17 protein-coding genes and 1 pseudogene are annotated in these 22,480 nt (G+C 71.0%); 5 read left to right on the forward strand and 13 right to left on the reverse strand.

The window, feature by feature from the left end; all coding sequences use genetic code 11:
- Positions 1–65: 65 nt before the first annotated feature.
- Both ACIQD6_RS21190 and ACIQD6_RS21195 read right to left on the reverse strand, forming a co-directional pair.
- Positions 66–956: an alpha/beta fold hydrolase gene (locus ACIQD6_RS21190; protein ID WP_401884608.1), complete on the reverse strand. Its 891-nt coding sequence runs from the start codon at positions 954–956 to the stop codon at positions 66–68.
- Positions 957–1,739: 783 nt separating this feature from the next.
- Complete coding sequence (locus ACIQD6_RS21195) at positions 1,740–2,432, reverse strand: metal-dependent transcriptional regulator (RefSeq protein ID WP_401884609.1); 693 nt, start codon at positions 2,430–2,432, stop codon at positions 1,740–1,742.
- A 273-nt stretch (positions 2,433–2,705) separates the two neighbouring features.
- On the opposite strand from ACIQD6_RS21195, the gene ACIQD6_RS21200 reads away from it, so the two are divergent.
- From ACIQD6_RS21200 to ACIQD6_RS21210, 3 genes are all read left to right on the forward strand, one after another.
- Positions 2,706–3,464, forward strand: a complete 759-nt coding sequence (locus ACIQD6_RS21200) for an SIS domain-containing protein (RefSeq protein ID WP_401884611.1) — start codon at positions 2,706–2,708, stop codon at positions 3,462–3,464.
- A gap of 963 nt (positions 3,465–4,427) precedes the next feature.
- On the forward strand, positions 4,428–5,012 hold the full coding sequence (locus tag ACIQD6_RS21205) for a carbonic anhydrase (protein ID WP_401884613.1): 585 nt from the start codon (positions 4,428–4,430) through the stop codon (positions 5,010–5,012).
- Between the two features lie 72 nt (positions 5,013–5,084).
- Positions 5,085–6,617: a SulP family inorganic anion transporter gene (locus ACIQD6_RS21210; protein ID WP_401884615.1), complete on the forward strand. Its 1,533-nt coding sequence runs from the start codon at positions 5,085–5,087 to the stop codon at positions 6,615–6,617.
- Positions 6,618–6,772: 155 nt separating this feature from the next.
- Here ACIQD6_RS21210 and ACIQD6_RS21215 read toward each other — a convergent pair whose 3' ends face one another.
- Both ACIQD6_RS21215 and pdxH read right to left on the reverse strand, forming a co-directional pair.
- Positions 6,773–8,323 carry a PAS domain-containing protein gene (locus tag ACIQD6_RS21215; protein WP_401884617.1) on the reverse strand — a complete coding sequence of 517 codons (1,551 nt, stop codon included), beginning with the start codon at positions 8,321–8,323 and terminating at the stop codon, positions 6,773–6,775.
- 567 nt (positions 8,324–8,890) lie between these two features.
- A complete protein-coding gene (gene pdxH, locus ACIQD6_RS21220; RefSeq protein ID WP_401884980.1) occupies positions 8,891–9,526 on the reverse strand; it encodes a pyridoxamine 5'-phosphate oxidase in 636 nt (211 codons plus the stop codon).
- 363 nt (positions 9,527–9,889) lie between these two features.
- Between pdxH and ACIQD6_RS21225 the strand changes: the two genes are divergently transcribed.
- Complete coding sequence (locus ACIQD6_RS21225; RefSeq protein WP_401884619.1) at positions 9,890–10,996, forward strand: citrate synthase 2; 1,107 nt, start codon at positions 9,890–9,892, stop codon at positions 10,994–10,996.
- A 52-nt stretch (positions 10,997–11,048) separates the two neighbouring features.
- On the opposite strand, the gene ACIQD6_RS21230 is transcribed toward ACIQD6_RS21225, so the two are convergent.
- The 3 genes and pseudogenes from ACIQD6_RS21230 to ACIQD6_RS21240 all read right to left on the reverse strand — a co-directional run.
- Positions 11,049–11,657 carry a TetR/AcrR family transcriptional regulator gene (locus ACIQD6_RS21230; RefSeq protein WP_401884620.1) on the reverse strand — a complete coding sequence of 203 codons (609 nt, stop codon included), beginning with the start codon at positions 11,655–11,657 and terminating at the stop codon, positions 11,049–11,051.
- Positions 11,645–12,373 carry an enoyl-CoA hydratase family protein gene (locus ACIQD6_RS21235; RefSeq protein ID WP_401884982.1) on the reverse strand — a complete coding sequence of 243 codons (729 nt, stop codon included), beginning with the start codon at positions 12,371–12,373 and terminating at the stop codon, positions 11,645–11,647. Before ACIQD6_RS21235 ends, ACIQD6_RS21230 begins: the two co-directional genes overlap by 13 nt.
- 144 nt (positions 12,374–12,517) lie before the next feature.
- Positions 12,518–13,720, reverse strand: a pseudogene (locus ACIQD6_RS21240) (transcriptional regulator); the annotation flags it as partial.
- A gap of 31 nt (positions 13,721–13,751) precedes the next feature.
- Between ACIQD6_RS21240 and ACIQD6_RS21245 the strand changes: the two are divergent.
- Positions 13,752–13,943 carry a hypothetical protein gene (locus ACIQD6_RS21245; RefSeq protein ID WP_401884621.1) on the forward strand — a complete coding sequence of 64 codons (192 nt, stop codon included), beginning with the start codon at positions 13,752–13,754 and terminating at the stop codon, positions 13,941–13,943.
- A gap of 191 nt (positions 13,944–14,134) precedes the next feature.
- On the opposite strand, the gene ACIQD6_RS21250 is transcribed toward ACIQD6_RS21245, so the two are convergent.
- The 6 genes from ACIQD6_RS21250 to ACIQD6_RS21275 form a co-directional block, all read right to left on the reverse strand.
- Entirely contained in the window at positions 14,135–14,368 is a 234-nt protein-coding gene (locus ACIQD6_RS21250) for a hypothetical protein (RefSeq protein WP_401884622.1), read from the reverse strand.
- Positions 14,369–14,563: 195 nt separating this feature from the next.
- Positions 14,564–15,772, reverse strand: a complete 1,209-nt coding sequence (locus ACIQD6_RS21255; RefSeq protein ID WP_401884624.1) for an acyl-CoA dehydrogenase family protein — start codon at positions 15,770–15,772, stop codon at positions 14,564–14,566.
- Positions 15,769–17,769 carry a biotin carboxylase N-terminal domain-containing protein gene (locus ACIQD6_RS21260; RefSeq protein WP_401884625.1) on the reverse strand — a complete coding sequence of 667 codons (2,001 nt, stop codon included), beginning with the start codon at positions 17,767–17,769 and terminating at the stop codon, positions 15,769–15,771. Before ACIQD6_RS21260 ends, ACIQD6_RS21255 begins: the two co-directional genes overlap by 4 nt.
- An 8-nt stretch (positions 17,770–17,777) precedes the next feature.
- Positions 17,778–19,376, reverse strand: a complete 1,599-nt coding sequence (locus ACIQD6_RS21265) for an acyl-CoA carboxylase subunit beta (RefSeq protein ID WP_401884626.1) — start codon at positions 19,374–19,376, stop codon at positions 17,778–17,780.
- Positions 19,373–21,259 carry an acyclic terpene utilization AtuA family protein gene (locus ACIQD6_RS21270; protein ID WP_401884983.1) on the reverse strand — a complete coding sequence of 629 codons (1,887 nt, stop codon included), beginning with the start codon at positions 21,257–21,259 and terminating at the stop codon, positions 19,373–19,375. Before ACIQD6_RS21270 ends, ACIQD6_RS21265 begins: the two co-directional genes overlap by 4 nt.
- A gap of 187 nt (positions 21,260–21,446) precedes the next feature.
- Entirely contained in the window at positions 21,447–22,430 is a 984-nt protein-coding gene (locus ACIQD6_RS21275) for an EamA family transporter (protein WP_401884628.1), read from the reverse strand.
- Positions 22,431–22,480 lie beyond the last annotated feature (50 nt).

Below are 22,480 nucleotides of genomic sequence, written 5' to 3' on the forward strand. Positions count from 1 at the left end.
TGAGGGGCCGCTGCGGGCCGAAGGAGGGACGGTAGTCCCTGGATTGGCCCGCAGCGAACGGGATCTCAAGGCGTCAGGACACCGTCCAGGAACGGTTCGATCGCCGCCCTCAAGGCGTCCGGCCGGTCGTAGTGGACCAGGTGCCCCGCGTCCGTCACCTCCGCGTACTGCCCTCGCGGGAGCACCCTGACCATCTCCTGGGCCTCCGCGCGGCCCAGTTCGCCGTCCAGCCCCCGGACCACCAGGGTGGGGCACTGGACCTGGGCCAGCTCCTCCCAGTGCGCGTCGTAGACCCAGGTCGCCCGCGACGTCAGCATCTGTCGGCGCGAGAAGACGGGCCGCCAGCCGTCCGCGCGCTCCGCCATGACCTCGGCGAAGAACTCGCCGCGCACGGGAGTGGGGCGCTCCACCCAGGGATCGTCCTCGCCGAACCATTTCCGTACGTCGGCGAGCGTCGGGAACGGGACGGGCCACGTGCGGAACCAGTCCTCCCACTCCCGCTGGGACGCCGCGCCCAGGGCCGAGGCGCGCATGTCGCAGATGATCAGGGCCCGGACCAGATCGGGGCGCCGCGCGGCGAGCTGCCAGGCGGTGAGCGCGCCCATCGAGTGGCCGATGAGCGTCACGGGCGCCAGCCCGAGCTGTTCGATCGTGGTCTCCGCGTCGGCCACGTACGACTCACGCGTGAACGGCCCCTCCGGGGGCTTGGCACTGTGGCCGTGGCCCCGCTGGTCGAGCGCGATCGCCCGATGCCGCTCGGAGAGCCAGCGCGCCGTGGAGGCCCAGTGCGAGGCGCGGCCCATCAGCCCATGGAGCAGTAACACGCCGGAGGCCCGCTCGGTCTCCCCCGCCTCCCCGGTCTCCTCCAGCTGCCCCCGCCGCGCGGGCGGATCGGCAAACTCCCAGGCGGCGAGGCGTACGCCGTCCGCCCCGGTCACATCGATGCGCTGCCCCATGTGTCCGGCACCCCCTTCGGTCCTGAGTGGTCGATCGGATTCCGCAGTGGCCTGGTTCCGGTACGCCCGGCCACGCCAGACTATCGAACCCCTGTTCGAAAATGTGTTTCCGGCCTACAACACCGCTCGTTCGAGTGACCACGCCCAAGGATTGCCGGGCGCGGCCAGGGGGAGATCTTCTCCGGGAGGCGGGCCGCTCGGGGATGACGGTCCGTAGGGAATGACCCTGGGAGCTCGGGGCTCCGGGTCAGTACGGGGGAGGACAGGCTCCGGCGCCGGAAGGTGCCGGAGCCTTCCCCGCTCCCGGGACCTTCCCCGCTCAGGGCATACCGGCCGCGCGTCGGGGCATACCGGCCGTCCGTCGGGCACCGACACCTGGAGCACACACCGGCACAGGCGCACAACCCTGCTCCCTCCCCGACCGGCGGGACCGGGCCCCCGGCCGACACCCTCAGGTCATATGCCTCGGCGACAGCCTTGCATGTGATCCACCCCACCGCTCCTGTTACGGCCGGAAATAGTTCTCGCCGGCCATGAGCGCGCGGGCCCGGGGACATACGAGGTGCGGGGGCGCCGGGGCTCCCCCGGCGCCCCCGCACCCTTGAATCAACCGCACCCTTGAATCAACCGTGCCGCCGCATCACCGCGCCACGGAATCGCGGTGCCGCCGGATCGCGGTGCCGCCGGATCATCCCGGCGCCGGCACCTTCGTACGCGTCAGTGCCCACACCCCCGGTGCCCGGCTTTCGGCGTCTTCGATCCTCCGGCTCTTCCCCCGCGACCTCAGCGCTTGGCCACGAAGACGTGCGACGCGACCTCGGACTGCAACTCCGCCGCCTCGCCGCTGCTTCCGACCAGCACCCCGCCGGGAGACTCCGTCACACTCACCACGGACCCGGGCTGCACGCCCGCGCGCCGCAGCGTGTACATCAGCTGGGCGTCGGTCTGGATCGGCTCGCCGATCCGCCGGACCACCACGGTCTTGCCCTCCGCGCCCGGATCCAGCTCGGCCAGGCTCACCATCCCCGCGTCGAGGAACGGGTCGGCCTCCGCCTTCTCGCCCAGCTCCTCCAGACCCGGGATCGGGTTTCCGTACGGCGACTCCGTCGGGTGGCGCAGGAGCTCAAGAACCCGCCGCTCCACGGCCTCGCTCATCACGTGCTCCCAGCGGCACGCCTCCGCGTGCACCTGCTCCCACTCCAGGCCGATCACATCGACCAGGAGACACTCGGCGAGCCGGTGCTTGCGCATCACGCGTGTCGCCAGTCGGCGCCCTTCCTCCGTCAGCTCCAGATGCCGGTCGCCCGCGACCTGGACCAGGCCGTCCCGCTCCATCCGGGCCACGGTCTGGCTGACCGTCGGACCGCTCTGGTCGAGCCGCTCCGCGATCCGGGCGCGCATCGGGACCACACCTTCCTCTTCGAGCTCAAGGATGGTGCGGAGATACATCTCCGTCGTGTCGATCAGTCCGGACATTCGTGCCCCTCGATAAATCGTGCGCTGGCCCTGATTCAATTCTGACGCATACCAGTGACAACCGTGCCGTGCCGGAGGCAGTCGAAGCGACGCGGCCGGGGGAGCGGCCGGGAAAGCGGCCGGGCGACGGTATTGACAGAGCAATGGTCCAGACCTCAACGTGATCCGCGGCGCGGTCATTCCCCACCCGTCCGCCACCGCTCGCCACGCCGCGCACCACCCCCGGATCCCCCTGCCCCCTGTCTCCCCGCCTCCCTGGAAGGGCCCTCCTCGATGAGCGAGAGCAAGCTGGCCGGTCAGTTCCTCGACGCCGCGATCGGCTTGCTCCAGCGCGTACGTGACGAGGAGGCCGCGAACGTGGCGGCGGCCGGTACGGCGGTCGCCGACGCCGTCGCCGCCGGCGGCCGGCTCTTCGCCTTCGGCGCCGGGCACTCCTCACTGGCCGCCCAGGACGTCGTCTACCGGGCCGGCGGATTCGCCGTGATGAACCTGCTCTCCGTGCCCGGGGCGGTGGGCGTCGACGTCATACCCGCGCCCCTCGGCTCCGCGCTGGAGCGGATCGACGGACTGGCGAGCGCCGTGCTCGACTCCAGCCCCGCCGCCGCGGGGGACGTGCTGGTGATCATCTCCCTCTCCGGGCGCAACGCGCTGCCCGTCGAGATGGCGATGCACGCCCGGGAGCTGGGCCTGAAGGTCATCGGCGTGACATCGGTGGCGTACGCGACGGAGACCGGCTCCCGCCACCGCACCGGGACGTACCTGAAGGACCACTGCGACATCGTGCTCGACAGCGGGATCGCGGTCGGAGACGCGGAGTTGACGGCCGACGGCATCGAGGCCCCGTTCGCGCCCGCCTCCACGGTCGTCACCAGCGCCCTGATGCAGGCGATGATGGCCGCCGCCGCGGGTGAACTCGCCGAGCGCGGCATCGAGCCCCCGTTGCTGCGGTCCGGCAATGTCGACGGCGGGCCCGAGTGGAACAACCGGGTGATGACCGAGAACGGCGACCGGATCTTCTACCGCCACCGCTGAGGGCGTGAGTACCGCCACATTCACGAGTACCACCCGCTTGTTGAGGGCACTAGCCGCTGCGGACTCAGCTCGCGTTGAGGGAACAAGCAGCCTGCGGACTCAGCTTCACACCCGGCCCCAGGGTCGATTTTGCGCCCAGCGGGGATCGATTTCGGGCCTGCTTTCGACTCGCCCCGATCTTCAGGTTCGGACCAAACCCCGGAACTCGACCTCGCGAGTAAGGACGAGGTAAAGGGAATATCATTTCGATCGTGTTAACTGAAGTAACGGGTCACACCTGAAGCGACTGTCGGTGACCGGAACCTCAGAAGCAACACCCCAGGCCGCGAAACCGCCCCCTGCGCGCCCCAGGACGTGCCCGCCTCTGCCACCCGCTACTTTGCGTCACGAAAGACCCCCTTGGCGAGATTTTGATCTTTCATGGGAAGGTAATGTTGAGGCAAAGTAGATGAGGCTGCGTTGGGGCATCATCGAAGCAAGCGGCTTGCCGCGCCCGCAACGGCGCTGCAAGGCGTGATGAACGGTGATGAACACTGGCCGGTCCGTGCCGAGAGGCATGACCAGCGGACGGCCGGGCACAGCAAGACAACGGAAAGGGCGAGCAGTGAAGATCCGATCGGACCGCGAGTCCACCGTCAGACGCGGAACACCCGCCGTCTGACCCGGACCTCCCGGGCCATCGCACGGCCTGCCGACCGGCGGTCGTACAGGGACTCCCTCGACTGCCGCGACCCGGCAGGAAGTGACGCCCGCTCAGCGCCCGGACATCTCCGATGTCCCGCCCTCTCCCACCTCTTCTACTTCCGCACCATCGCAGCACAGCAACACCGGCATCACAGCAGGACGAAACACAGCAAGACAGCAAGACAGCAAGACCGACCACAGCAACATCTGTCATAACTCCCCCACTGACCCGACCACACCGCGCCTCGGCCAGACCGAGAGTGCAGGAGGCAGGCCATCATGAAGTCACTCATCGACAACGCACGTTCCTTCTCCGCCCAGGTGGCGGAGCGCCACGAGGAGTTCCGCGAGCTGGCAGCAGGCCAGGCGCCCGAGGTGCTGTTCATCACCTGCTCGGACTCCCGGGTCATCCCGTCTCTGATCACCGGCGCACGCCCGGGTGAGCTGTTCGAACTCCGTACGGCGGGCAACATCGTTCCCCGGTACGACGAGGACCGCCCCTGCGGCGAGACCGCCACCATCGAGTACGCGCTGCGCGTGCTGGGCATCCGCGACATCATCGTCTGCGGACACTCGCACTGCGGCGCCGTCGGCGCCCTCGTGCACGGCACCGATCTGTCCGCACTGCCCGCCGTCCGCGGCTGGCTCGACTTCGGAGTCTCGGGGCTGCCGTCAGACAACGGCCTCGCCCACGCGGTACGCCACCACGCGGCGACGCAGCTCGACACCCTGCGCGAGTACCCGGCGGTCCAGGAGCGCCTCGCCGAGGGGACCCTTTCCCTGCACGCCTGGTACTACGAAGTGGACACCGGCTCCATCAGCACCCACCAACCCGAGCTGGACGGAGAGTTCAGACCGCTCTGAGACCACCTCAGCAGCGCGTCCTCCCCGTCGGCCGTCCGTTCGCGGACCGCACAGCTAGGAACACCAACCCTCATGTTCACCTTGTTGAAGGACAAGACGGTCGTGAGGCGCGACATACTCGCGTCACTCGTCGTCTTTCTCGTAGCGCTGCCACTCTGTGTCGGAGTGGCGGTCGCCTCCGGTGTACCCGCCGAACTCGGCCTGGTCACCGGCATCGTCGGCGGACTCGTCGTGGGCTTCCTGCCTGGTAGTGCGCTCCAGGTCAGTGGCCCCGCGGCCGGTCTGACCGTGCTCGTGTACGAAGCGGTCCAGGAGTTCGGCCTCGGCGTACTCGGCGCCATCGTCCTCGTCTCGGGCCTGCTCCAACTCGCGCTCGGCGCCTTCGGCTTCGGCCGCTGGTTCCGTGCCATCTCGGTCGCCGTGGTCCAGGGCATGCTGGCGGGCATCGGCCTGGTGCTCGTCCTCGGCCAGGTGTACGCCATGGCCGACACCGCGCAGCCGTCCGGCGGCCCCGGCAAGATCGCCGGACTGCCCGGACTCGTCGGCGACATCTTCACGAACGGCACGGCGCTGACCGCGTTCGCCATCGGCGCCGGGACCATCGCCGTCCTCGTGCTGTGGCCGAAGCTTCCGGCCCGGGTGCGCGTCGTACCCGGTCCGCTGGCCGCGGTGGCCCTCGCCACCGGTGTGACCTTGCTGCTGGACCTGTCCATCGCCAAGGTCGAGGTGAAGGGGCTGCTGGAATCGATCAGCCCGCCCGGCCTCGGTGAATTCGGCGAGCTGGCGAGCGTGGCCGCGATCGGCAGCGTGCTCGCCTTCACCCTGATCGCCTCGGCGGAGAGCCTGTTCAGCGCGGCGGCGGTGGACCGTATGCACGACGGTCCGCGCACCGACTACAACAAGGAACTGATGGCGCAGGGCGTGGGCAACACGATCTGCGGGGCGCTCGGCGCGCTGCCGATGACCGCCGTCATCGTGCGCAGTGCCGCCAATGTGCAGGCGGGAGCCCGGACTCCGCTCTCCCGGATCCTGCACGGCCTGTGGCTGCTGCTGTTCGCCGCGCTGCTGCCCGCCGCGATCGGGATCATCCCGCTGGCGGCGCTCGCCGGTGTCCTGGTGCACGCCGGCTGCAAGCTGGTGCCCTTCAAGGACATCGTGCCGCTGTGGCGTGAGCACCGCGGTGAGGCGATCATCCTCGGCATCACGGCGGTGGCCGTCCTGGTCACGAACCTCTTCGAGGGTGTGATCCTCGGACTGCTGCTCGCGGTGGTCAAGACGGCGTGGGAGATCTCCCACCTGCACGTCGACGTACACGAACTGACCGGCGGCCGGATGGTGGTGTCCGTCACGGGCAACGCGACGTTCCTGCGGCTGCCCCGGATAATGGAGCAGTTGGAGGAGCTGCCGAAGGACCGCCCCATCGAGCTGGATCTGTCCGGTGTCCGCCACCTCGACCACGCGTGCCGCATCTCCCTGGAGAACTGGGCGCTGCGCCACAACGACGCGGAGACCGAACCGGTCAAGATGCTGCCGCCGCTCGCGGCTTCGGTCCCGGAAACCGCGGCTGCGGGCTCGGAGAACGACTCCAGGGCCGGGGCTTCCTGACGGTACCGAGAGGTACGGAGCGGTACGGAGCGGTACCGCGAGGTACGGCAGCGGTACGGCTCCGTACAGAGCAACGCAACACGACGCCCGGCGGCATCAAGTCGCCGGGCGTCGTGTTGCGTCGCGACGCACATCCCGTACCCCGTGCATCCCGTTCAGCCGGACATCGCCCGGGCGAGATCCAGCGCCGCCGCGATACGGCCCGTGACCTCCTCCGCGTACACCGCGTCCGGCCGCTCGAACGGGCCCCGGCTCGCTCCGCGCAGGAAGGTCACCACGCCCAGCGACCGGCCCCGGCTGCGCAGCACCGTGCACAGGGCGTGCACCGAGTCCGGCGGCCACTGGCGCGAGGCGGCCCACGCCGAGGACGGAAGGGAACCGGCCCGGGGAGATCCGTTCGGAGCGCTGCCCGACGGGACGGACCCGGGCGGGGCGGCAGCCGCCGCGGGGGCGCTCGCGCGCACGGAGCCGATCCGGTCCATGGCCTGGAACGCGGGATGCCCGGCCGCGTACCGCACCGGAATACCGCCCGCCTCGACCGGCGCGCTCGGCCCCGATTCCCCGCCCGTGGGGGTCGCCACCGTACGTATCAGCCGTACCGGAGCGTCCGGCCCCGAGGGGACCGCGGAACCGGCCGCACCCGCGGAACCCGCCGCCGGCCGTCCCCGCTCCTCCAGCACCAGATCGATCAGGGCGTGATCGGCGAATCCGGCCAGCGCGAAGTCCAGCTGGACCGTCGCCGCCTCCATCGGGTCCTCGCACTCCGCAGCGGCCCGCCCCGCCCGGTGCAGCTGGCCGGAGCGGAACCGCAGCCGGTCCGCCCCTTGCACGGCCAGCTTCGCGTCCGTCACGTCCTGGAACATCCAGCCCACACCCAGCGGCACGGGCTCCTCCGCCAGCGGGGACGCCAGCCGCAGGAAGCCGCTCCGCCAGCAGCGTCGCTCCTCCCCCTCGGCCGTGCGCACCGTCACCCACAGCTCGGCGGGCGACCTGGGCGCCCCTTCGGCGAGCACGTGGTGGAGTGCGGCCTCCAGCTCCTCGACGCCGTGGACGAGCAGCTCGGCCAGCGGCCGGCCCAGTACCGACGTACGTCCGGAGCCGAACGCCTTCGCCGCCTGCCCGTTGATCACGGTCGGCCGCAGATCGACATCGACCAGGACGACGCCCCAGGACGCCTCCTCGAAGAGCGCCTCACTGAGCGCGATGGTCCGTTCCAGATCGATCTGCGCATGGACCTCGCTGAAGGCGGAATACACCCCGGCGGGCTTGCCGTCCGACCCGCGCACCCTGGCGGTCTGCGTGCGCAGGAGCACCCGGCCGCCGTCCTTGCGCAGCAGCGCGAACTCGTCCACCTGCCGCCCCGGGGCGCCCATCACGGCCATCAGCCGTCCCTGCACCTCGTCCGCGTCGGCGGTCCGTACCGCCCACCCGGCGAAGCCCTGCCGTCCGACGGCTTCCTCGGCAGACCAGCCGAGTATGCGCTCCGCCTCGCGGTTCCAGTGCGTGATCACCCCGCCCGCGTCGAAGGCGAACAGGGCGGCGTCCATGCCGTCGAGCAGCGCCGCGAGCAGATCCGCCCCGGGCCCGTCCCGCCCCGCGCCGGGCACACCGTCTCCACCGGCCCCGGGCGCGGTCTTCGCCTCGGGATCGGGCTCCGGTCCGTCCGGTCCGGGCACATCGGTGGTCTCGCTCCGAGAAGCACTCATCCTGGCACCCCCTGAAGGGCGTCTCCGCCTGGTGCAGACACACGTCCGACCATTCAACTCGAACGTGACTCAGCACGGTCAACGTTCCCCGAAATCGTTACGTCCAACAGTTCTCCGGCAGGCTCTCCGCCGTTCCTCTCCCGGCTCCCTGCCCGGCACGTTCAATTGTCGGCCCCTACCGGTTCGGCCGCACGAGCGGGTGTGCGGGCGGGGCGTACGCGAACGACCGGGCGCGATCCCCACCGCCCCGATCCGACCGGCGTCAAAATCCTCGTAAATCACTTGTGACGCTCCCGACCGGTTCCTAATGTGTGGTGCACACAAGAAGGGAGGTGGTTCGGCAGATGTATGCAATCCGGACGCGTGAGGTGACTGCGGGCTAGCGCCCGTTCGTCGCACTCTGTGCGGTGCCGGCTCCGCCGGCCGAAATCCCAAGCAGTCACCGCCCCGCAGGTTCGCCGGTACGTCCGGCCGGCTCCTCCCCGGAGGATCCCGAGCCTGCGGGGTTCTGCTTTTCCCGCGCCGCCTGCGCCGCGCCGCCCCTTACGGCCCTGTCGCCCTGTCGCCCTACGGGCAGAGCCGCTCCACCCGCCATGCGCTCGCGTCGCCGCTCCCCTCACTCACGTACCGCAGCCGGTCGTGCAGCCGGTTCGCGTTGCCCTGCCAGAACTCGACCGTCCGCGGGGTGACGCGGTAGCCGCCCCACTGCGGGGGCACCGGCACCTGCTCGCCCTCCGGATAGCGGGCCGCCAGCTCCTCGTAGCGCTGGAGCAGCGCCTCGCGGGAGTCGATCGGGGTGGACTGGTCGCTGGCCCAGGCGCCGAGCTGCGAGCCGTGCGGGCGGGTGCGGAAGTACGCGGCTGTCTCGTCGCGGCCGATACGGGCCGCCGTGCCCGTGACGATGACCTGGCGGGCCAGCGGGTGCCAGGGGAAGAGCAGCGAGACGAAGGGGTTCGCGTCGATCTCGGTGCCCTTGCGGGACGTGTAGTTCGTGAAGAAGACGAAGCCGCGGTCGTCGTGCTGCTTCAGCAGCACCGTGCGGGAGGACGGGCGGCCGTCGGGGGTGGCCGTCGAGACCACCATCGCGTTCGGCTCGTGGAGACCGGAGGCCGCGATGTCCTTGAACCAGTGGGCGAACTGATCCATGGGAGCGGGGGCAAGGTCCGTCTCCAGAAGCGGAGTACTGCGGTACTGCTCGCGCATGGCTGCGGGATCCAGAGTCTGCTGAAGGGGGGCGTACGGCGGCTCGTGCCGCGGCTCGTACGGCGACTGCTGCGACGTCTCGTGCGGGGTCTCGTGAGGCACGGGATCATCCTGCCGCAGGGCCGAGTTTGCCCGGCACCGAGCGCCATTAATCCCTCGCGCGGAAAGTCTGGAAGTGTGCCGGTTATCACGCTTCCCCGCACCGGGGGAACTCGCGAAAATCTTGGAGCGGGCCGCTGTGGCCCCCGTACATCGGGGCTATCGTTCCTCCCTTCCGGATCCAGCCCCGCCCCGACGAACCACGCCCCCGCACGCCGAAGCACGTCGCCGAAGCACGCAGCCGCCATCATGAGGAGCCGCCTGATGTCCGACTTCGACACCTCCTTTGTCCCCGGACTCGAAGGAGTCGTCGCGTTCGAGACGGAGATCGCCGAACCGGACAAGGAGGGCGGCTCGCTCCGCTACCGGGGCGTCGACATCGAGGACCTGGTGGGGCAGGTGTCCTTCGGGAAGGTGTGGGGGCTGCTGGTCGACGGGGCGTTCGAACCCGGTCTGCCACCCGCCGAGCCCTTCCCCCTCCCGGTCCACTCCGGTGACATCCGGGTCGATGTGCAGTCCGCGCTGGCGATGCTGGCGCCCGTCTGGGGCCTGAAGCCGCTCCTCGACATCGATGAGCGCACGGCCCGGGACAATCTGGCGCGGGCCGCGGTGATGGCCCTGTCGTACGTCGCCCAGTCGGCCCGCGGGCAGGGCCGGCCGATGGTCCCGCAGCGCGAGATCGACAAAGCGGACTCGGTGGTCGAGCGCTTCATGACCCGCTGGCGCGGGGAGCCGGACCCGAAACACGTGCGGGCCGTCGACGCGTACTGGACCTCGGCCGCCGAGCATGGCATGAACGCGTCCACGTTCGCGGCCCGGGTCATCGCCTCCACCGGCGCGGACGTGGCGGCCGCCCTGTCCGGCGCGGTCGGCGCGATGTCGGGACCGCTGCACGGCGGCGCGCCCTCGCGGGTCCTCGGCATGATCAAGGAGATCGAGCGCACGGGCGACGCGTCCGGGTACGTCAAGCGGGCCCTGGACAAGGGCGAACGGCTGATGGGCTTCGGCCACCGCGTCTACCGGGCCGAGGACCCGCGGGCGCGGGTGCTGCGGCGTACGGCGAAGGAGCTGGCCGCGCCCCGGTTCGAGGTGGCGGAGGCCCTGGAGAAGGCCGCGCTGGCGGAACTGCACGCGCGCCGGCCCGACCGGGTACTGGCGACGAACGTGGAGTTCTGGGCGGCGATCGTGCTGGACTTCGCGGAGGTCCCGGCGCACATGTTCACGTCGATGTTCACCTGTGCCCGTACGGCCGGCTGGTCGGCGCACATCCTGGAGCAGAAGCGGACGGGCCGGCTGGTGCGTCCTTCGGCGCGCTATGTGGGGCCGGGGGCGCGGGAGCCGCGTGAGATCGAGGGATTCGGCGAGGGGTAGGGCGGGGGCCCGGGGCGTGGGCGTGGGCGTGTCGCGGTGTCGTACGTCCGGGTCAGCCCAGCACCCGGTCCAGGATCAGCGACCACTGCGCCACCACCCGGTCCCGCCGCGCCCTGTCGTCCGTCAGCAGCGTCGCCAGACCCAGACCCCGGGCCATGTCGAGCAGCCCCTGGACGGTTTCGCGTACGCCCGGTACGGATTCGTCCGCGCCCAGCAGTTCCACCGCGATCCGGTGGGACTCACGGCCGACGCGGGCCTCCAACTCGGTTACCCGGGGGCGTAGTTGATCCTCGTCGGAGGCCGCCACCCACAGGTGCAGCGCGGCGCGGAACAGCGGGCCGGTGAAGAGGTCCACGATCCCCTCCACCGCCTCGCGGCGGTGCGCGGGGCCGGCCGGGACCAGGGCGCGCAGCGCGGAGGTCCGTTCCTCGGCGACGTATTCGACGGCGGCGGTGAACAGGTCCTCGCGGGTCGGGAAGTGGTGCTGGGCCGCGCCGCGCGAGACACCGGCCCGCTCGGCGACGACGGAGACCGTGGAGCCCGCCCAGCCGTACTCGGCGAGGCAGGCCACGGCGGCCTCCAGCAGCCGCCGGCGGGTGGCGCGGCTGCGGTCCTGTTGGGGCGCGGCGCCGCGCGCGGGCACCGGGTTCAGAGAACCCATGAGGCGTCCCGTCGTTCGAGGAACGCCGTGATGCCCTCGCGGGCCTCCGCCGACACGAAGAGCGACGCGGAGCGCTGGACCGCGTCCTCGGCATACCGGTCGAAGGCGTCCAGCACCCCGACCGTCAGCAGCTTCTTGGATTCCGCGAGCCCCTGGGGCGAGGCTCCGCGCAGCCCCTCCAGTACGGGCGCGAGCGCGGCGTCCACGTCGTCGGCGGCCTCGGTGATCAGCCCGGCGTCGGCCGCGCGCCCCGCGTCGAAGAGCTCTCCGGTGAGGAAGTAACGGGCCGCCGCGCGCGGTTCGACGCGGGGCAGGAGCGGCAGCGCGATCACGGCCGGGGCGACTCCGATCCGTACCTCTGTGAACGCGAAGTCGGACGTACGGTCCGCGATCGCGATGTCGCAGGCGCCGAGCAACCCGAGCCCGCCCGCCCGGACATGGCCGCTGACGCGTGCGACGACGGGCTTGGGCAGCTCGACGATCTGACGCATCAGGGCGACGAAGGTGTACGGGCTCGCGGGTGCCTTGAGGTCGGCGCCCGCGCTGAAGGTGGTGCCGGTGTGGGTGAGGACGACGGCGCGTACGGAGGGGTCCTCGGCGCACGCGGTGAGGGCGTCGCGCAGGGTGCCGACGAGCCGCGCCGACAGGGCGTTGCGGTTGGCCGGCGAGTCCAGGGTCAGGGTGGCGATGCCCCGCTCGTGCGCGGTCGTGACCAGCGTCGGCGGAGGCGGAGGCGTCACCCGGTCCTTCGCTGGGTCGCTCGCGGGGCCGCTCACGGGGTGCGTCACGTCTTCTTCTGCCTTTCGCGGTACCGCTCGCCGTTTATGGCCGCGCTCAGGGGGTTCTGTCCGTTCCCATGGCTACGCGGCGGCCACCAGCTCGCGGGCCCGTTCGTTGAAGTCCGCGACCAGCCGGTGCCGGCCGAACGGCTGCATACGGCGCTGTAGATCCTGCACCGCCTCGACGGCCCGCGACGACTTGACCTGTCCGGACAGCTTGAGCGTACGCATGCCCGCCGAGTACGCGGCCTCAAGATCGCGCCGTTGCAGGTGGGATACGGCAAGCGCGGCTTGCGACATCGCTCCGCGCCGCGCCCTTTTCTGCATGTGCGCGTGTCCGATGGACCGGCGGGCGTGTTCCTCGGCCGACTCGGCGTCGCCCAGGTCGCGGAAGGTGTTCGCGTGCTCTCCGTGCAAGTACGCGGGGTCGATGAATTCCGCCCAGTCCGGCTCGGCGTCGAGGTCGACCCGTTCGTACGCCCGTTCCGACTGGGTGACGGCGTGCGCTGCTGCCGCCTTCTCGCCGAGCAGCGCGAGCGCGCGCGCCTCAAGGCACCACAGATCAGCCATGCACGCCGACGACGTGGACCTCGACAGTCCCTGACGGCCGGCCTGCGTCAGTCGACGCCCCTCGGCCGGGTTCCCGAGCAGCGTCGCCTGATCGGCCATCCCCGCGAGCACGTGCGCGCCGAGCGCCGGATTGCGCGACTCCTCGGCGAGACGTAGCGACTGGATCAAGTAGCGCTGCGCGATGCTGTGTTCGCCGTTGTCGTAGGCCATCCAGCCCAGTAGGTACGTCTGTTCCGCCGCCGCCTCGCACAGCGCGTGCCGCACGTCTTCGGCGTGGGCGCGGCGCAAGAGCGGGTAGACGTGGGCATTCATGTAGTCGGCCAGAACCAGCCGACCCGACCCGCCGCCCTGGAAGATGTCCATGCGCTGAAAGGTCGAGAACATGTTCTTCACCGCGGATACGTCCTCAAGGCGTACGCGCGGGCCCGGTTCGGGTTCCTGATCAAGGGTGTTCAACAGCCAGTCCCGCGAGGGGCCGACCCCCGCGACGGCCGCGAACGGCGCGGCTGCAAGGAACTTGCGTCGGTCCACGTCAGCTCTCCCCAGGTCTGCGACGACTTCCACCGTAGCCGCGTAGGAGGAGTTGTACACGAGCGCGGCATCGGCGCCGCCGCTGTCGCCGAGCCCGAGATCGTACGTGGTGACCTGAAACCCGAAGTGGTCCGAGAACACCGCGGCGAGGATGTCCGGGAGCGGAGCCCGCGGCATCTCACCTGTCGCACTCGACTACGGCCACGATCAGTACGTGATGACGATCCCCTCGCCACAACAGGACTGGGTGGCACTGGTGAGACACGGCGCGCTGTGCCGTATCTGCCTGCTGATCGCTCCCCTCGCACGGACCACCACCACGGCCGAGACCTATGCGTGCCTGTACGACGGGGCCAAGACCGGCAAGGTCATGTGGGGGACGGCGTTCGCCCGCCGACGTTCCTGAACCGGCCATGACGAACGGGCCGCCCCGAGGGGGATTGGCCCCCGGGACGACCCGCTGAGGCCGAGTAGGCGCTCGTTGACTTCCCCTACCGGGAGGCCAACGCCTTGACCGGACACAGGCCCTGGCCCTGGCCCCGGCCCTGCTGCGAAACGTCGCAGGGCATCGGTTCGGACCAGGGCGGGGCTTCTCGTCTACTTGTAGTGGACGTCCAGGGCCCAACCGCGCCCTTCGGGGTAGCACTCGGCCCCGTCGACAGCCGCCGTGGGCATGAGTTCCCCGAGCTTGCTCATGCACTCGCCCTCGGTGGAGTACACGCCGTACCGGTCCCAGCCCGGGGCGATCTCGGCGGCCTGCGCGGCACTGGCCCCGCCCATGGCCAGAGCGGTTGCGGCGAGCAGCGTGTAAGCGATCTTGCGAAGCTTCATGTGGCTCCATTCCTCGGAATCCGGCCTTGCCGGTGCAACGGCGAACCGTGCACCGGGCCCTTCAATGGATCAAGACGCCCATCTGTTCGGGTTCAGTTCCATAGGTTTGCAGTTTGCAGTCGAATTCAGCCCGACCCGCGACCAGGGCAGGCCATGAGGAACAAACTGACGGAGATGGAGCGGTGCGACTGCGTGTCAGTACGACTTGGGGAGGCCCAGGGACTGGTGGGACACGTAGTTGAGGATCATCTCCCGGCTGACGGGCGCGATCCGGGCCACGCGGGCGGCGGTGATGAGGGACGCCAGGCCGTACTCCCGGGTGAGGCCGTTGCCGCCGAGCGTGTGTACGGCCTGGTCGACGGCCTTGACGCAGGCCTCAGCGGCCGCGTATTTGGCCATATTGGCCGCCTCGCCCGCGCCGGTGTCGTCGCCCGTGTCGTAGAGATGGGCGGCCTTGCGCATCATCAGGCGCGCGAGTTCGAGTTCGATGTGGGCCTGGGCGAGGGGGTGGGCGATGGCCTGGTGGGCGCCGATCGGCTCCTTCCAGACCTGCCGGGTCCTGGCGTACTCGACGGCCTTGCCCAGGGCGTAGCGGCCCATGCCGAGGGCGAAGGCGGCGGTCATGACACGTTCGGGGTTGAGGCCCGCGAAGAGCTGGCGGAGTCCGGCGTCCTCGTCACCGACGAGGGCGTCGGCGGGCAGCCGTACGTCGTCCAGTACCAGCTCGAACTGCTGCTCCACGGCGTGCAGTTCCATGTCGATCCGCGAGCGCCGGAACCCTTCGGCGTCGCGCGGGACGATGAAGAGGCAGGGCTTGAGCGTGCCGGTCCTGGCGTCCTCGGTGCGGCCGACGATGAGCGTCGCGTCGGCGAGGTCGACGCCGGAGACGAAGACCTTCCGGCCGTTCAGTACCCAGTCCGTGCCGTCCTTGCGCGCCGTCGTGGTGATCCGGTGGGAGTTGGAGCCGGCGTCGGGCTCGGTGATGCCGAAGGCCATGATGCGGGAACCGTCCGCGAGGCCCGGCAGCCACTGCCGCTTCTGGGCGTCCGTGCCGAAGCGGGCGATCACGGTGCCGCAGATGGCCGGCGAGACGACCATCAGGAGGAGAGGGCAGCCCGCCGCCCCCAACTCCTCCAATATGAGCGAGAGTTCGGCGATGCCGCCGCCTCCGCCGCCGTACTCCTCGGGCAGGTTCGCACCGAGGTGGCCGAGCTTGCCCGCCTCGCGCCAGAGGGTCTCGTGGTCGTAACCGCGTCCGTGCCGGCGGCCGAGAGCGGCGACGGCCGCACGCAGTGCCTGGTGTTCCTCGCTCTCGACGAGGCCGCCGGTGACGGTGTGAGTGTCGGTGGCAGTGTGAGTGGCGGTGTCAGTGGCGGTGTCGTTCACGCTGTGGCTGCTGCTCATGAAGACGGTTCCTCCGGTACGTCGCTGACGACAGCGAGCAGGGCACCGACCTCGACCTTGCGGCCGGGGACGGCATGGAGCGCGGTGAGCGTGCCGGAGGCGGGGGCGGTGACGGGGTGGTTCATCTTCATGGCCTCCAGCCAGACGAGCGGCTGCCCGGCGGTGACGGCGACGCCCTCCGCCAGTCCGTCCGCGAGTCGTACGACGGTCCCGGGCATGGGCGCGAGCAGCGATCCGGGCTCGGCCCGCCGGCCGCTGTCGGGGAACCGGGGGCGGGCGACGAGGCGGTACGAACCGATGGCGCTGTCCACATGGACCTCATGGATCTCGTCGCCGTACGTGCGCACCGCGAAGTGCCGTACGACTCCGTCGAGTTCGCCGACTTCGAGTCGGACGCTGCCGGGCGTGACGGCGACGACTCGTACGTCCTCGGCCTCGACTTCGAAGCCGTCCCGGGTCGCCCGGTAGCGGACCTCGTGTTCCCCGTACGTCTTGCTCTGCGCCGGGGCCCCCACGTTCCGCCACCCGCCGATGCGCGCCGGGACAGCGTCCCGGGTGGAGCGGGAGGCGGCGTCCGCGAGCGCGGCGGCGACGGCCGCGTACCACTCGCCGGGCGCGGGCACGGTCAGCGCGTCCAGATGCCGCTCGTAGAACCCGGTGTCGAACCGCCCGGCCACGAAGTCGGGGTGCCCCAACGACCGTACGAGCAGCTCCCGGTTGGTGACCGGCCCGTGCACCCGGGCGCGCCGGAGCGCGTGCCGGAGCTTGCGCAGGGCCCCGGCGCGGGTGGGAGCCCAGACGACGACTTTGGCGAGGAGGGGGTCGTAGTGCACCCCGACCGTGTCACCATCCGCGTAACCGGTGTCGACGCGCAGCCGGGGCGCGGCGGAGACGGCGGCTTCCGGACCGGGGACGACGCCCGGGAACTCCAGCGCGTGCAGCGTGCCCGCCTGCGGGGTCCAGCCGTTCGACGGGTCTTCCGCGTAGAGACGCGCCTCCACCGCGTGCCCCAGCGCGGGCGGGGGGTCCGGCGGCAGTGCGGCGCCCTCCGCGATGTCGAGTTGCAGCGCGACCAGGTCCAGGCCGAACACCTCCTCCGTCACCGGGTGTTCGACCTGGAGGCGGGTGTTCATCTCCAGGAAGTACGGGCGGCCCGCCGCCGAGATCAGGAACTCGACCGTGCCCGCGCCCCGGTAGCCGACGGTCCGGGCGGCGGCCACGGCCGCCTCGCGCAGTACGGCACGCAGCTCGTCCGACAGGCCCGGCGCCGGGGACTCCTCGATCACCTTCTGGTGCCGGCGTTGCAGCGAGCAGTCGCGCGTGCCCAGCGCCCACACCGTGCCGTGCGCGTCCGCCAGGATCTGCACCTCGACATGCCGGCCGCGCTCCACGTACGGCTCCGCGAAGACCTCCCCGTCCCCGAAGGCCGACCGCGCCTCCTCGGCCGCCACCTTCAACTCGCTTGGCAGTTCGGGCAGTTCACGGACGACGCGCATGCCCCGTCCGCCACCGCCCGCTGCCGCCTTCAGCAGTAGCGGCAGGTCCGACTCGGTCGCGGCGTCCGGGTCCACCGGCGCCAGCAGCGGTACGCCCGCCGCGCCCATCAGTTCCTTCGCCCGCGTCTTCGACGCCATCGCCTCGATCGCGGCAGGCGGCGGGCCGATCCACACCAGGCCCGCGTCCAGCACGGCACGCGCGAACTCCGCGTTCTCGGAGAGGAAGCCGTACCCGGGATGCACGGCGTCCGCGCCCGCCGCCAACGCGGCCTTCACGATCAGATCGGACCGCAGATACGTCTCGGCGGGCGCCGCCCCCGGCAGCCGTACCGCCGCGTCCGCCTCCCGTACGTGCAGCGCGCCCGCGTCGGCGTCGGAGTACACCGCGACCGTCCCGATGCCCCGCTCACGGCAGGTACGGAAGACGCGGCAGGCGATTTCGCCTCTGTTGGCGACCAGGACAGTGCTGATCAGGGCAGTGCTGGTGTCGGTGCTGATCATGTCTCGCCTCACATCCGGAAGACGCCGAAGCCACCCCGCACGCCCTCCACCGGAGCGGTGTGGACGGCGGACAGGCACAGGCCGAGGACCGTGCGGGTGTCGCGCGGGTCGATGACCCCGTCGTCGTACAGCCGCCCGGACAGGAACACCGGCAGCGACTCGGACTCGATCTGCCCCTCCACCATCGCGCGCAGCGCCGCGTCCCCCTCGTCGTCGTACGGCTGTCCCTTCGCCGCCGCCGACGCCCGCGCCACGATCGACAGGACGCCCGCGAGCTGCTGCGGCCCCATCACCGCCGACTTGGCGCTCGGCCAGGCGAAGAGGAAGCGCGGATCGTAGGCACGGCCGCACATGCCGTAGTGCCCGGCACCGTACGACGCGCCCATCAGGACGGACAGATGGGGGACCGTGGAATTCGACACGGCGTTGATCATCATCGCGCCGTGTTTGATGATGCCGCCCTGCTCGTACTCCTTGCCGACCATGTAGCCGGTGGTGTTGTGCAGGAAGACCAGCGGGATGTCGCGCTGGTTGGCCAGCTGGATGAACTGAGCGGCCTTCTGCGACTCGGCGGAGAACAGCACCCCCCGCGCATTGGCCAGCACCCCGACCGGATAGCCGTGCAGCCGGGCCCACCCGGTCACCAGGCTCGGGCCGTACAACGGCTTGAACTCGTCGAAGTCCGAGCCGTCCACGATCCGCGCGATGACCTCGCGGGGGTCGAAGGGGATCCTCAGATCGCCGGGGACGATCCCGAGCAGCTCGTCCTCGTCGTACTTCGGCGGCTCGGCCGGGCCCGGATCGGGTTGTGCCTTGCGCCAGTTGAGACGGGCGACGATCCGCCGCGCCTGCCGGAGGGCGTCCGGCTCGTCCAGCGCGTAGTGGTCCGCGAGGCCCGACGTACGGGCGTGCATCTCGGCGCCGCCGAGCGATTCGTCGTCGCTCTCCTCGCCCGTGGCCATCTTCACCAGGGGCGGTCCGCCGAGGAAGACCTTCGACCGGTCCTTGATCATGACGGTGTGGTCGGACATCCCGGGGACGTACGCCCCACCCGCCGTGGAGTTGCCGAAGACGACCGCGACGGTCGGGACACCGGCGGCGGAGAGCCGGGTGAGGTCACGGAACAGGGCCCCGCCGGGTATGAAGATCTCCTTCTGGGAGGGGAGATCGGCGCCGCCGGACTCGACCAGGCTGATGACCGGCAGGCGGTTGGCGTACGCGATCTCATGCGCGCGCAGGGCCTTCTTCAACGTCCAGGGATTGGACGAACCACCGCGTACGGTCGGGTCGTTGGCGGTGATCAGGCACTCGACGCCCTCGACCACTCCGATGCCGGTGACCATGGAGGCGCCGACGGGATACTCGCTGCCCCAGGCGGCGAGCGGGGACAGTTCGAGGAACGGGGTGTCGGGGTCGAGGAGCAGTTCGATCCGCTCGCGGGCGAGGAGCTTGCCGCGTTTCCGGTGCCGGGCTACGTACTTGTCACCGCCGCCGGCGAGTGCTTGGGCGTGTTCGGTGTCGAGTTGCGCGAGCTTGTCGAGCATGGCCTGGCGGTGGGCGGCGTAATCGGGGGACGCGGGGTCGAGGGCCGAGGGGAGCACGGTCACAGCGGTACCTCCGGGATCAGGCCTTGCTCAGTGGGGCCTTCCGGGATCAGGGCCTCGGGGGGCTGAGCTTCCGGGATCAGGGCCTCGGGGATGTCCACGTATCGGGCGCGCAGCCACTCGCCGAGGGCCTTGGCCTGCGGGTCGAACCGGGCCTGCGCGGCGACGCCTTCGCCGAGAAGGCCTTCCACGGTGAAGTTGAGGGCGCGGAGGTTGGGCAGGACGTGGCGGACGACGGTCAGCTCCCGGCTCTCGGGGATCAGCCGCCGGAACCGGTCGACGTCGAGCTCATGAGCCAGCCACCGCCAGGCGTCCTCGCTCCTCACCCAGACACCGACATTGGCGTCCCCGCCCTTGTCGCCGCTGCGGGCGCCCGCGATCAGGCCGAGGGGCGCGCGACGGGTGGGCAGTCCGGCGGGCAGCGGCTCGGGCAACGCCGCCCCGACGGTCCCGTCAAGTGGCTTCGTACGTAAGGGAGGTGGCACCGGGACCCGGCTCCCGTCCGGCAGCACCGCCGTGTGCGGGACCTCCGCCGCGTCCACGTACACCGCTTCGAAGACTCCGTACGGCGTGCCCCTTCCGGGCGGGGCCGTCACATGGAAACCCGGGTAACTGCCCAGCGCCAGCTCGACCGCCGCGCCGCTGACCGCCCGCCCCACCGCCTCCGGATCGCTGTCGCGCACGACGAGCCGGAGCAGGGCGCTGGCGGTCTCCTCGGTGTCCGCGTCGGGCCGGTCGGTGCGGGCCAGCTCCCAACGGACCTCCGCCGGGCGCCGGTTGCCCGTACCGAGCGCGTCTTCCACCTGTTCGCGTACGAGCCGGGCCTTGGCGTCGATGTCGAGCCCGGTGAGGACGAAGACGACCTCGTTGCGCCAGCCGCCGATCCGGTTGAGCCCGGCCTTGAGGGCCGGGGGCGGCGGCTCGCCGCGTACGCCCGAGATCCTGACCCGGTCGGGGCCCTCCGGCGTCAGCCGTACGGTGTCGAGGCGGGCGGTCACGTCGGGTCCGGCGTACCGGGCGCCCTGGGTCTCGTACAGCAGTTGCGCGGTGACGGTGCCGAGATCGACGACGCCGCCCGTACCGTCGTGCTTGGTGATGACCGCCGAACCGTCGGCGTGGATCTCGGCGAGGGGGAAACCGGGCCTGCGCATACGGCGTGCGGCGTGCTCGGTGAAGCCCTCCGCGAGGTGCGTGGCGTGCTCGGTGAAGAACGCGTAGTTCCCGCCGGTCGCCTGCGTCCCGCACTCCAGCACATGCCCGGCGACGACCGCGCCCGCGAGCGCGTCGAGATCGAGACCCTCTTGCACGTCACCGTCCCGCGCGTCCAGGTCCCAGCCGAAGTGGGCGGCGGCGGGGCCGGTCACCAGCGCCGCGTCGGTGACACGTCCGGTGACGACGACATCGGCGCCCGCGCGCAGGCAGGCGGCGATCCCGGCGCCGCCGAGGTAGGCGTTGGCGGTGAGGATGCCGTCGCCCCAACTGCCCCGCGATAACCGGCCTCCGAGGGCTCCGAGAGCCCCGGGCCCCCCGGGACCCCCGGGCGCCAGCAGGTCGTCACCCTCGACATGGGCGACGCGTACGGGAACACCCACCCGTTCGGCCAACTCCCTTACTGCGGTGGCGAGTCCGGCCGGGTTCAGTCCGCCCGCGTTGGCGACGATCCGCACGCCCCGCTCGTGGGCGAGCCCCAGTCCCTCCTCCAGTTGCCGCAGGAAGGTCTTCGCGTAACCGGCGTCCGGGTTCTTCATCCGGTCCCGGCCGAGGATGAGCATGGTCAGCTCGGCGAGGTAGTCACCGGTCAGAACGTCGAGCGGGCCGCCGGTGAGCATCTCGCGCAGCGCGTCGAAGCGGTCGCCGTAGAAGCCGGAGGCGTTCCCGATCCGCAGTACGTCGGCGGAGCCGAGACCGGAACCGGAACCGAGGCCGGGATCGAGGGCGGAACAGGCGACAGCGTCGGACACAGGTGCGCTCCCCTCGGGACACAGCGGTGTGCGTGCCCGGAGCATGCCAGCGCCCGGAGAAACAAGCAAGCGTGATTGCTTTGGAGGCGGCGCGGACAGATGGAACGGCGTCCTACTTCGTGCGGGCCCGTCGCCCGATCTGTGTACGTACCGCGCCCATGCTCGCCACGACGACCAGCGCGATCGCCAGCGCGTCCGTGGCGGAGAGCGCCTGGTTCAGGAGCAGGAATCCGGCGGTCGCCGCTATCGCCGGTTCGAGGCTCATCAGCACGGCGAAGGTCGAGGAGGGCAGCCTGCGCAGGGCGAGCAGTTCGAGGGTGTAGGGGAGGACGGAGGACATCAGCGCCACCACCACGGCGAGCCCCAGCGTCGACGGCACCAGCAGCTTCGACCCGGACTCCACGATCCCCAGCGGCAGGACGAGCAGCGCGCCGACCGCCATCGCCAGCGCCAGCCCGTCGGCCTGCGGAAAACGGCGGCCGGTGCGCGCGCTGAAGACGATGTACGTCGCCCACATGGCACCCGCCGCCAGCGCGAACGCCGCGCCCACCGGGTCGAGCCGGTCGAAGCCGCCACCGCTGAGCAGGACCACACCACCGAGCGCCAGCCCCGCCCACAGGACGTTGACCAGCCGACGCGAGACGATCACGGACAGCGCGAGCGGACCGAGGACTTCCAGAGTGACGGCCGCCCCCAGCGGGATACGGTCGACCGCCTGGTAGAAGAATCCGTTCATGGCGGCGAGGGCGACACCGAAGGCGACGACCGTACCCCAGTCGGCGCGCGAATGCCCGCGCAGGGCGGGCCGGCACACGAGAAGCATCACGATCGCGGCGAGCCCGAGCCGCAGCGTGACCACACCGAGGGCTCCGGCCCGTGGCATCAGCATGACCGCGACGGCGGCCCCGAACTGTACGGAGAGCCCGCCGGCGATGACGAGGGCGACGGGCCCGAGGGCGCGCTTGGGAGCGGCGCCCGGGGCGGCGGCACCCGCACCCCCCGTACCACTGACACCTTCGACACCTTCGGCGGTACCCGCGGCTTCCGGCAGCGAGACGGCTGCGGCGGCGGTCACGGTACGCGGCTCGTCTTCCACCGGGTTCCTCCCCTGAGTCCTTTGCTTCCTTCGATTCCCTCAGCAGCACC

Source organism: Streptomyces sp. NPDC088400 (assembly GCF_044753355.1).
GTDB lineage: Bacteria > Actinomycetota > Actinomycetes > Streptomycetales > Streptomycetaceae > Streptomyces.

Excerpts from the sequence above, each read along its gene's own strand:
- ACIQD6_RS21205 (WP_401884613.1), top strand. The coding sequence starts at position 4,428 with ATGAAGTCACTCATCGACAACGCACGTTCCTTCTCCGCCCAGGTGGCG.
- ACIQD6_RS21250 (WP_401884622.1), bottom strand. The coding sequence starts at position 14,368 with ATGAAGCTTCGCAAGATCGCTTACACGCTGCTCGCCGCAACCGCTCTG.
- ACIQD6_RS21215 (WP_401884617.1), bottom strand. The coding sequence starts at position 8,323 with ATGAGTGCTTCTCGGAGCGAGACCACCGATGTGCCCGGACCGGACGGA.
- ACIQD6_RS21210 (WP_401884615.1), top strand. The coding sequence starts at position 5,085 with ATGTTCACCTTGTTGAAGGACAAGACGGTCGTGAGGCGCGACATACTC.
- ACIQD6_RS21200 (WP_401884611.1), top strand. The coding sequence starts at position 2,706 with ATGAGCGAGAGCAAGCTGGCCGGTCAGTTCCTCGACGCCGCGATCGGC.
- ACIQD6_RS21195 (WP_401884609.1), bottom strand. The coding sequence starts at position 2,432 with ATGTCCGGACTGATCGACACGACGGAGATGTATCTCCGCACCATCCTT.
- ACIQD6_RS21225 (WP_401884619.1), top strand. The coding sequence starts at position 9,890 with ATGTCCGACTTCGACACCTCCTTTGTCCCCGGACTCGAAGGAGTCGTC.
- ACIQD6_RS21190 (WP_401884608.1), bottom strand. The coding sequence starts at position 956 with ATGGGGCAGCGCATCGATGTGACCGGGGCGGACGGCGTACGCCTCGCC.
- ACIQD6_RS21230 (WP_401884620.1), bottom strand. The coding sequence starts at position 11,657 with ATGGGTTCTCTGAACCCGGTGCCCGCGCGCGGCGCCGCGCCCCAACAG.
- pdxH (WP_401884980.1), bottom strand. The coding sequence starts at position 9,526 with ATGCGCGAGCAGTACCGCAGTACTCCGCTTCTGGAGACGGACCTTGCC.
- ACIQD6_RS21255 (WP_401884624.1), bottom strand. The coding sequence starts at position 15,772 with ATGAGCAGCAGCCACAGCGTGAACGACACCGCCACTGACACCGCCACT.
- ACIQD6_RS21260 (WP_401884625.1), bottom strand. The coding sequence starts at position 17,769 with ATGATCAGCACCGACACCAGCACTGCCCTGATCAGCACTGTCCTGGTC.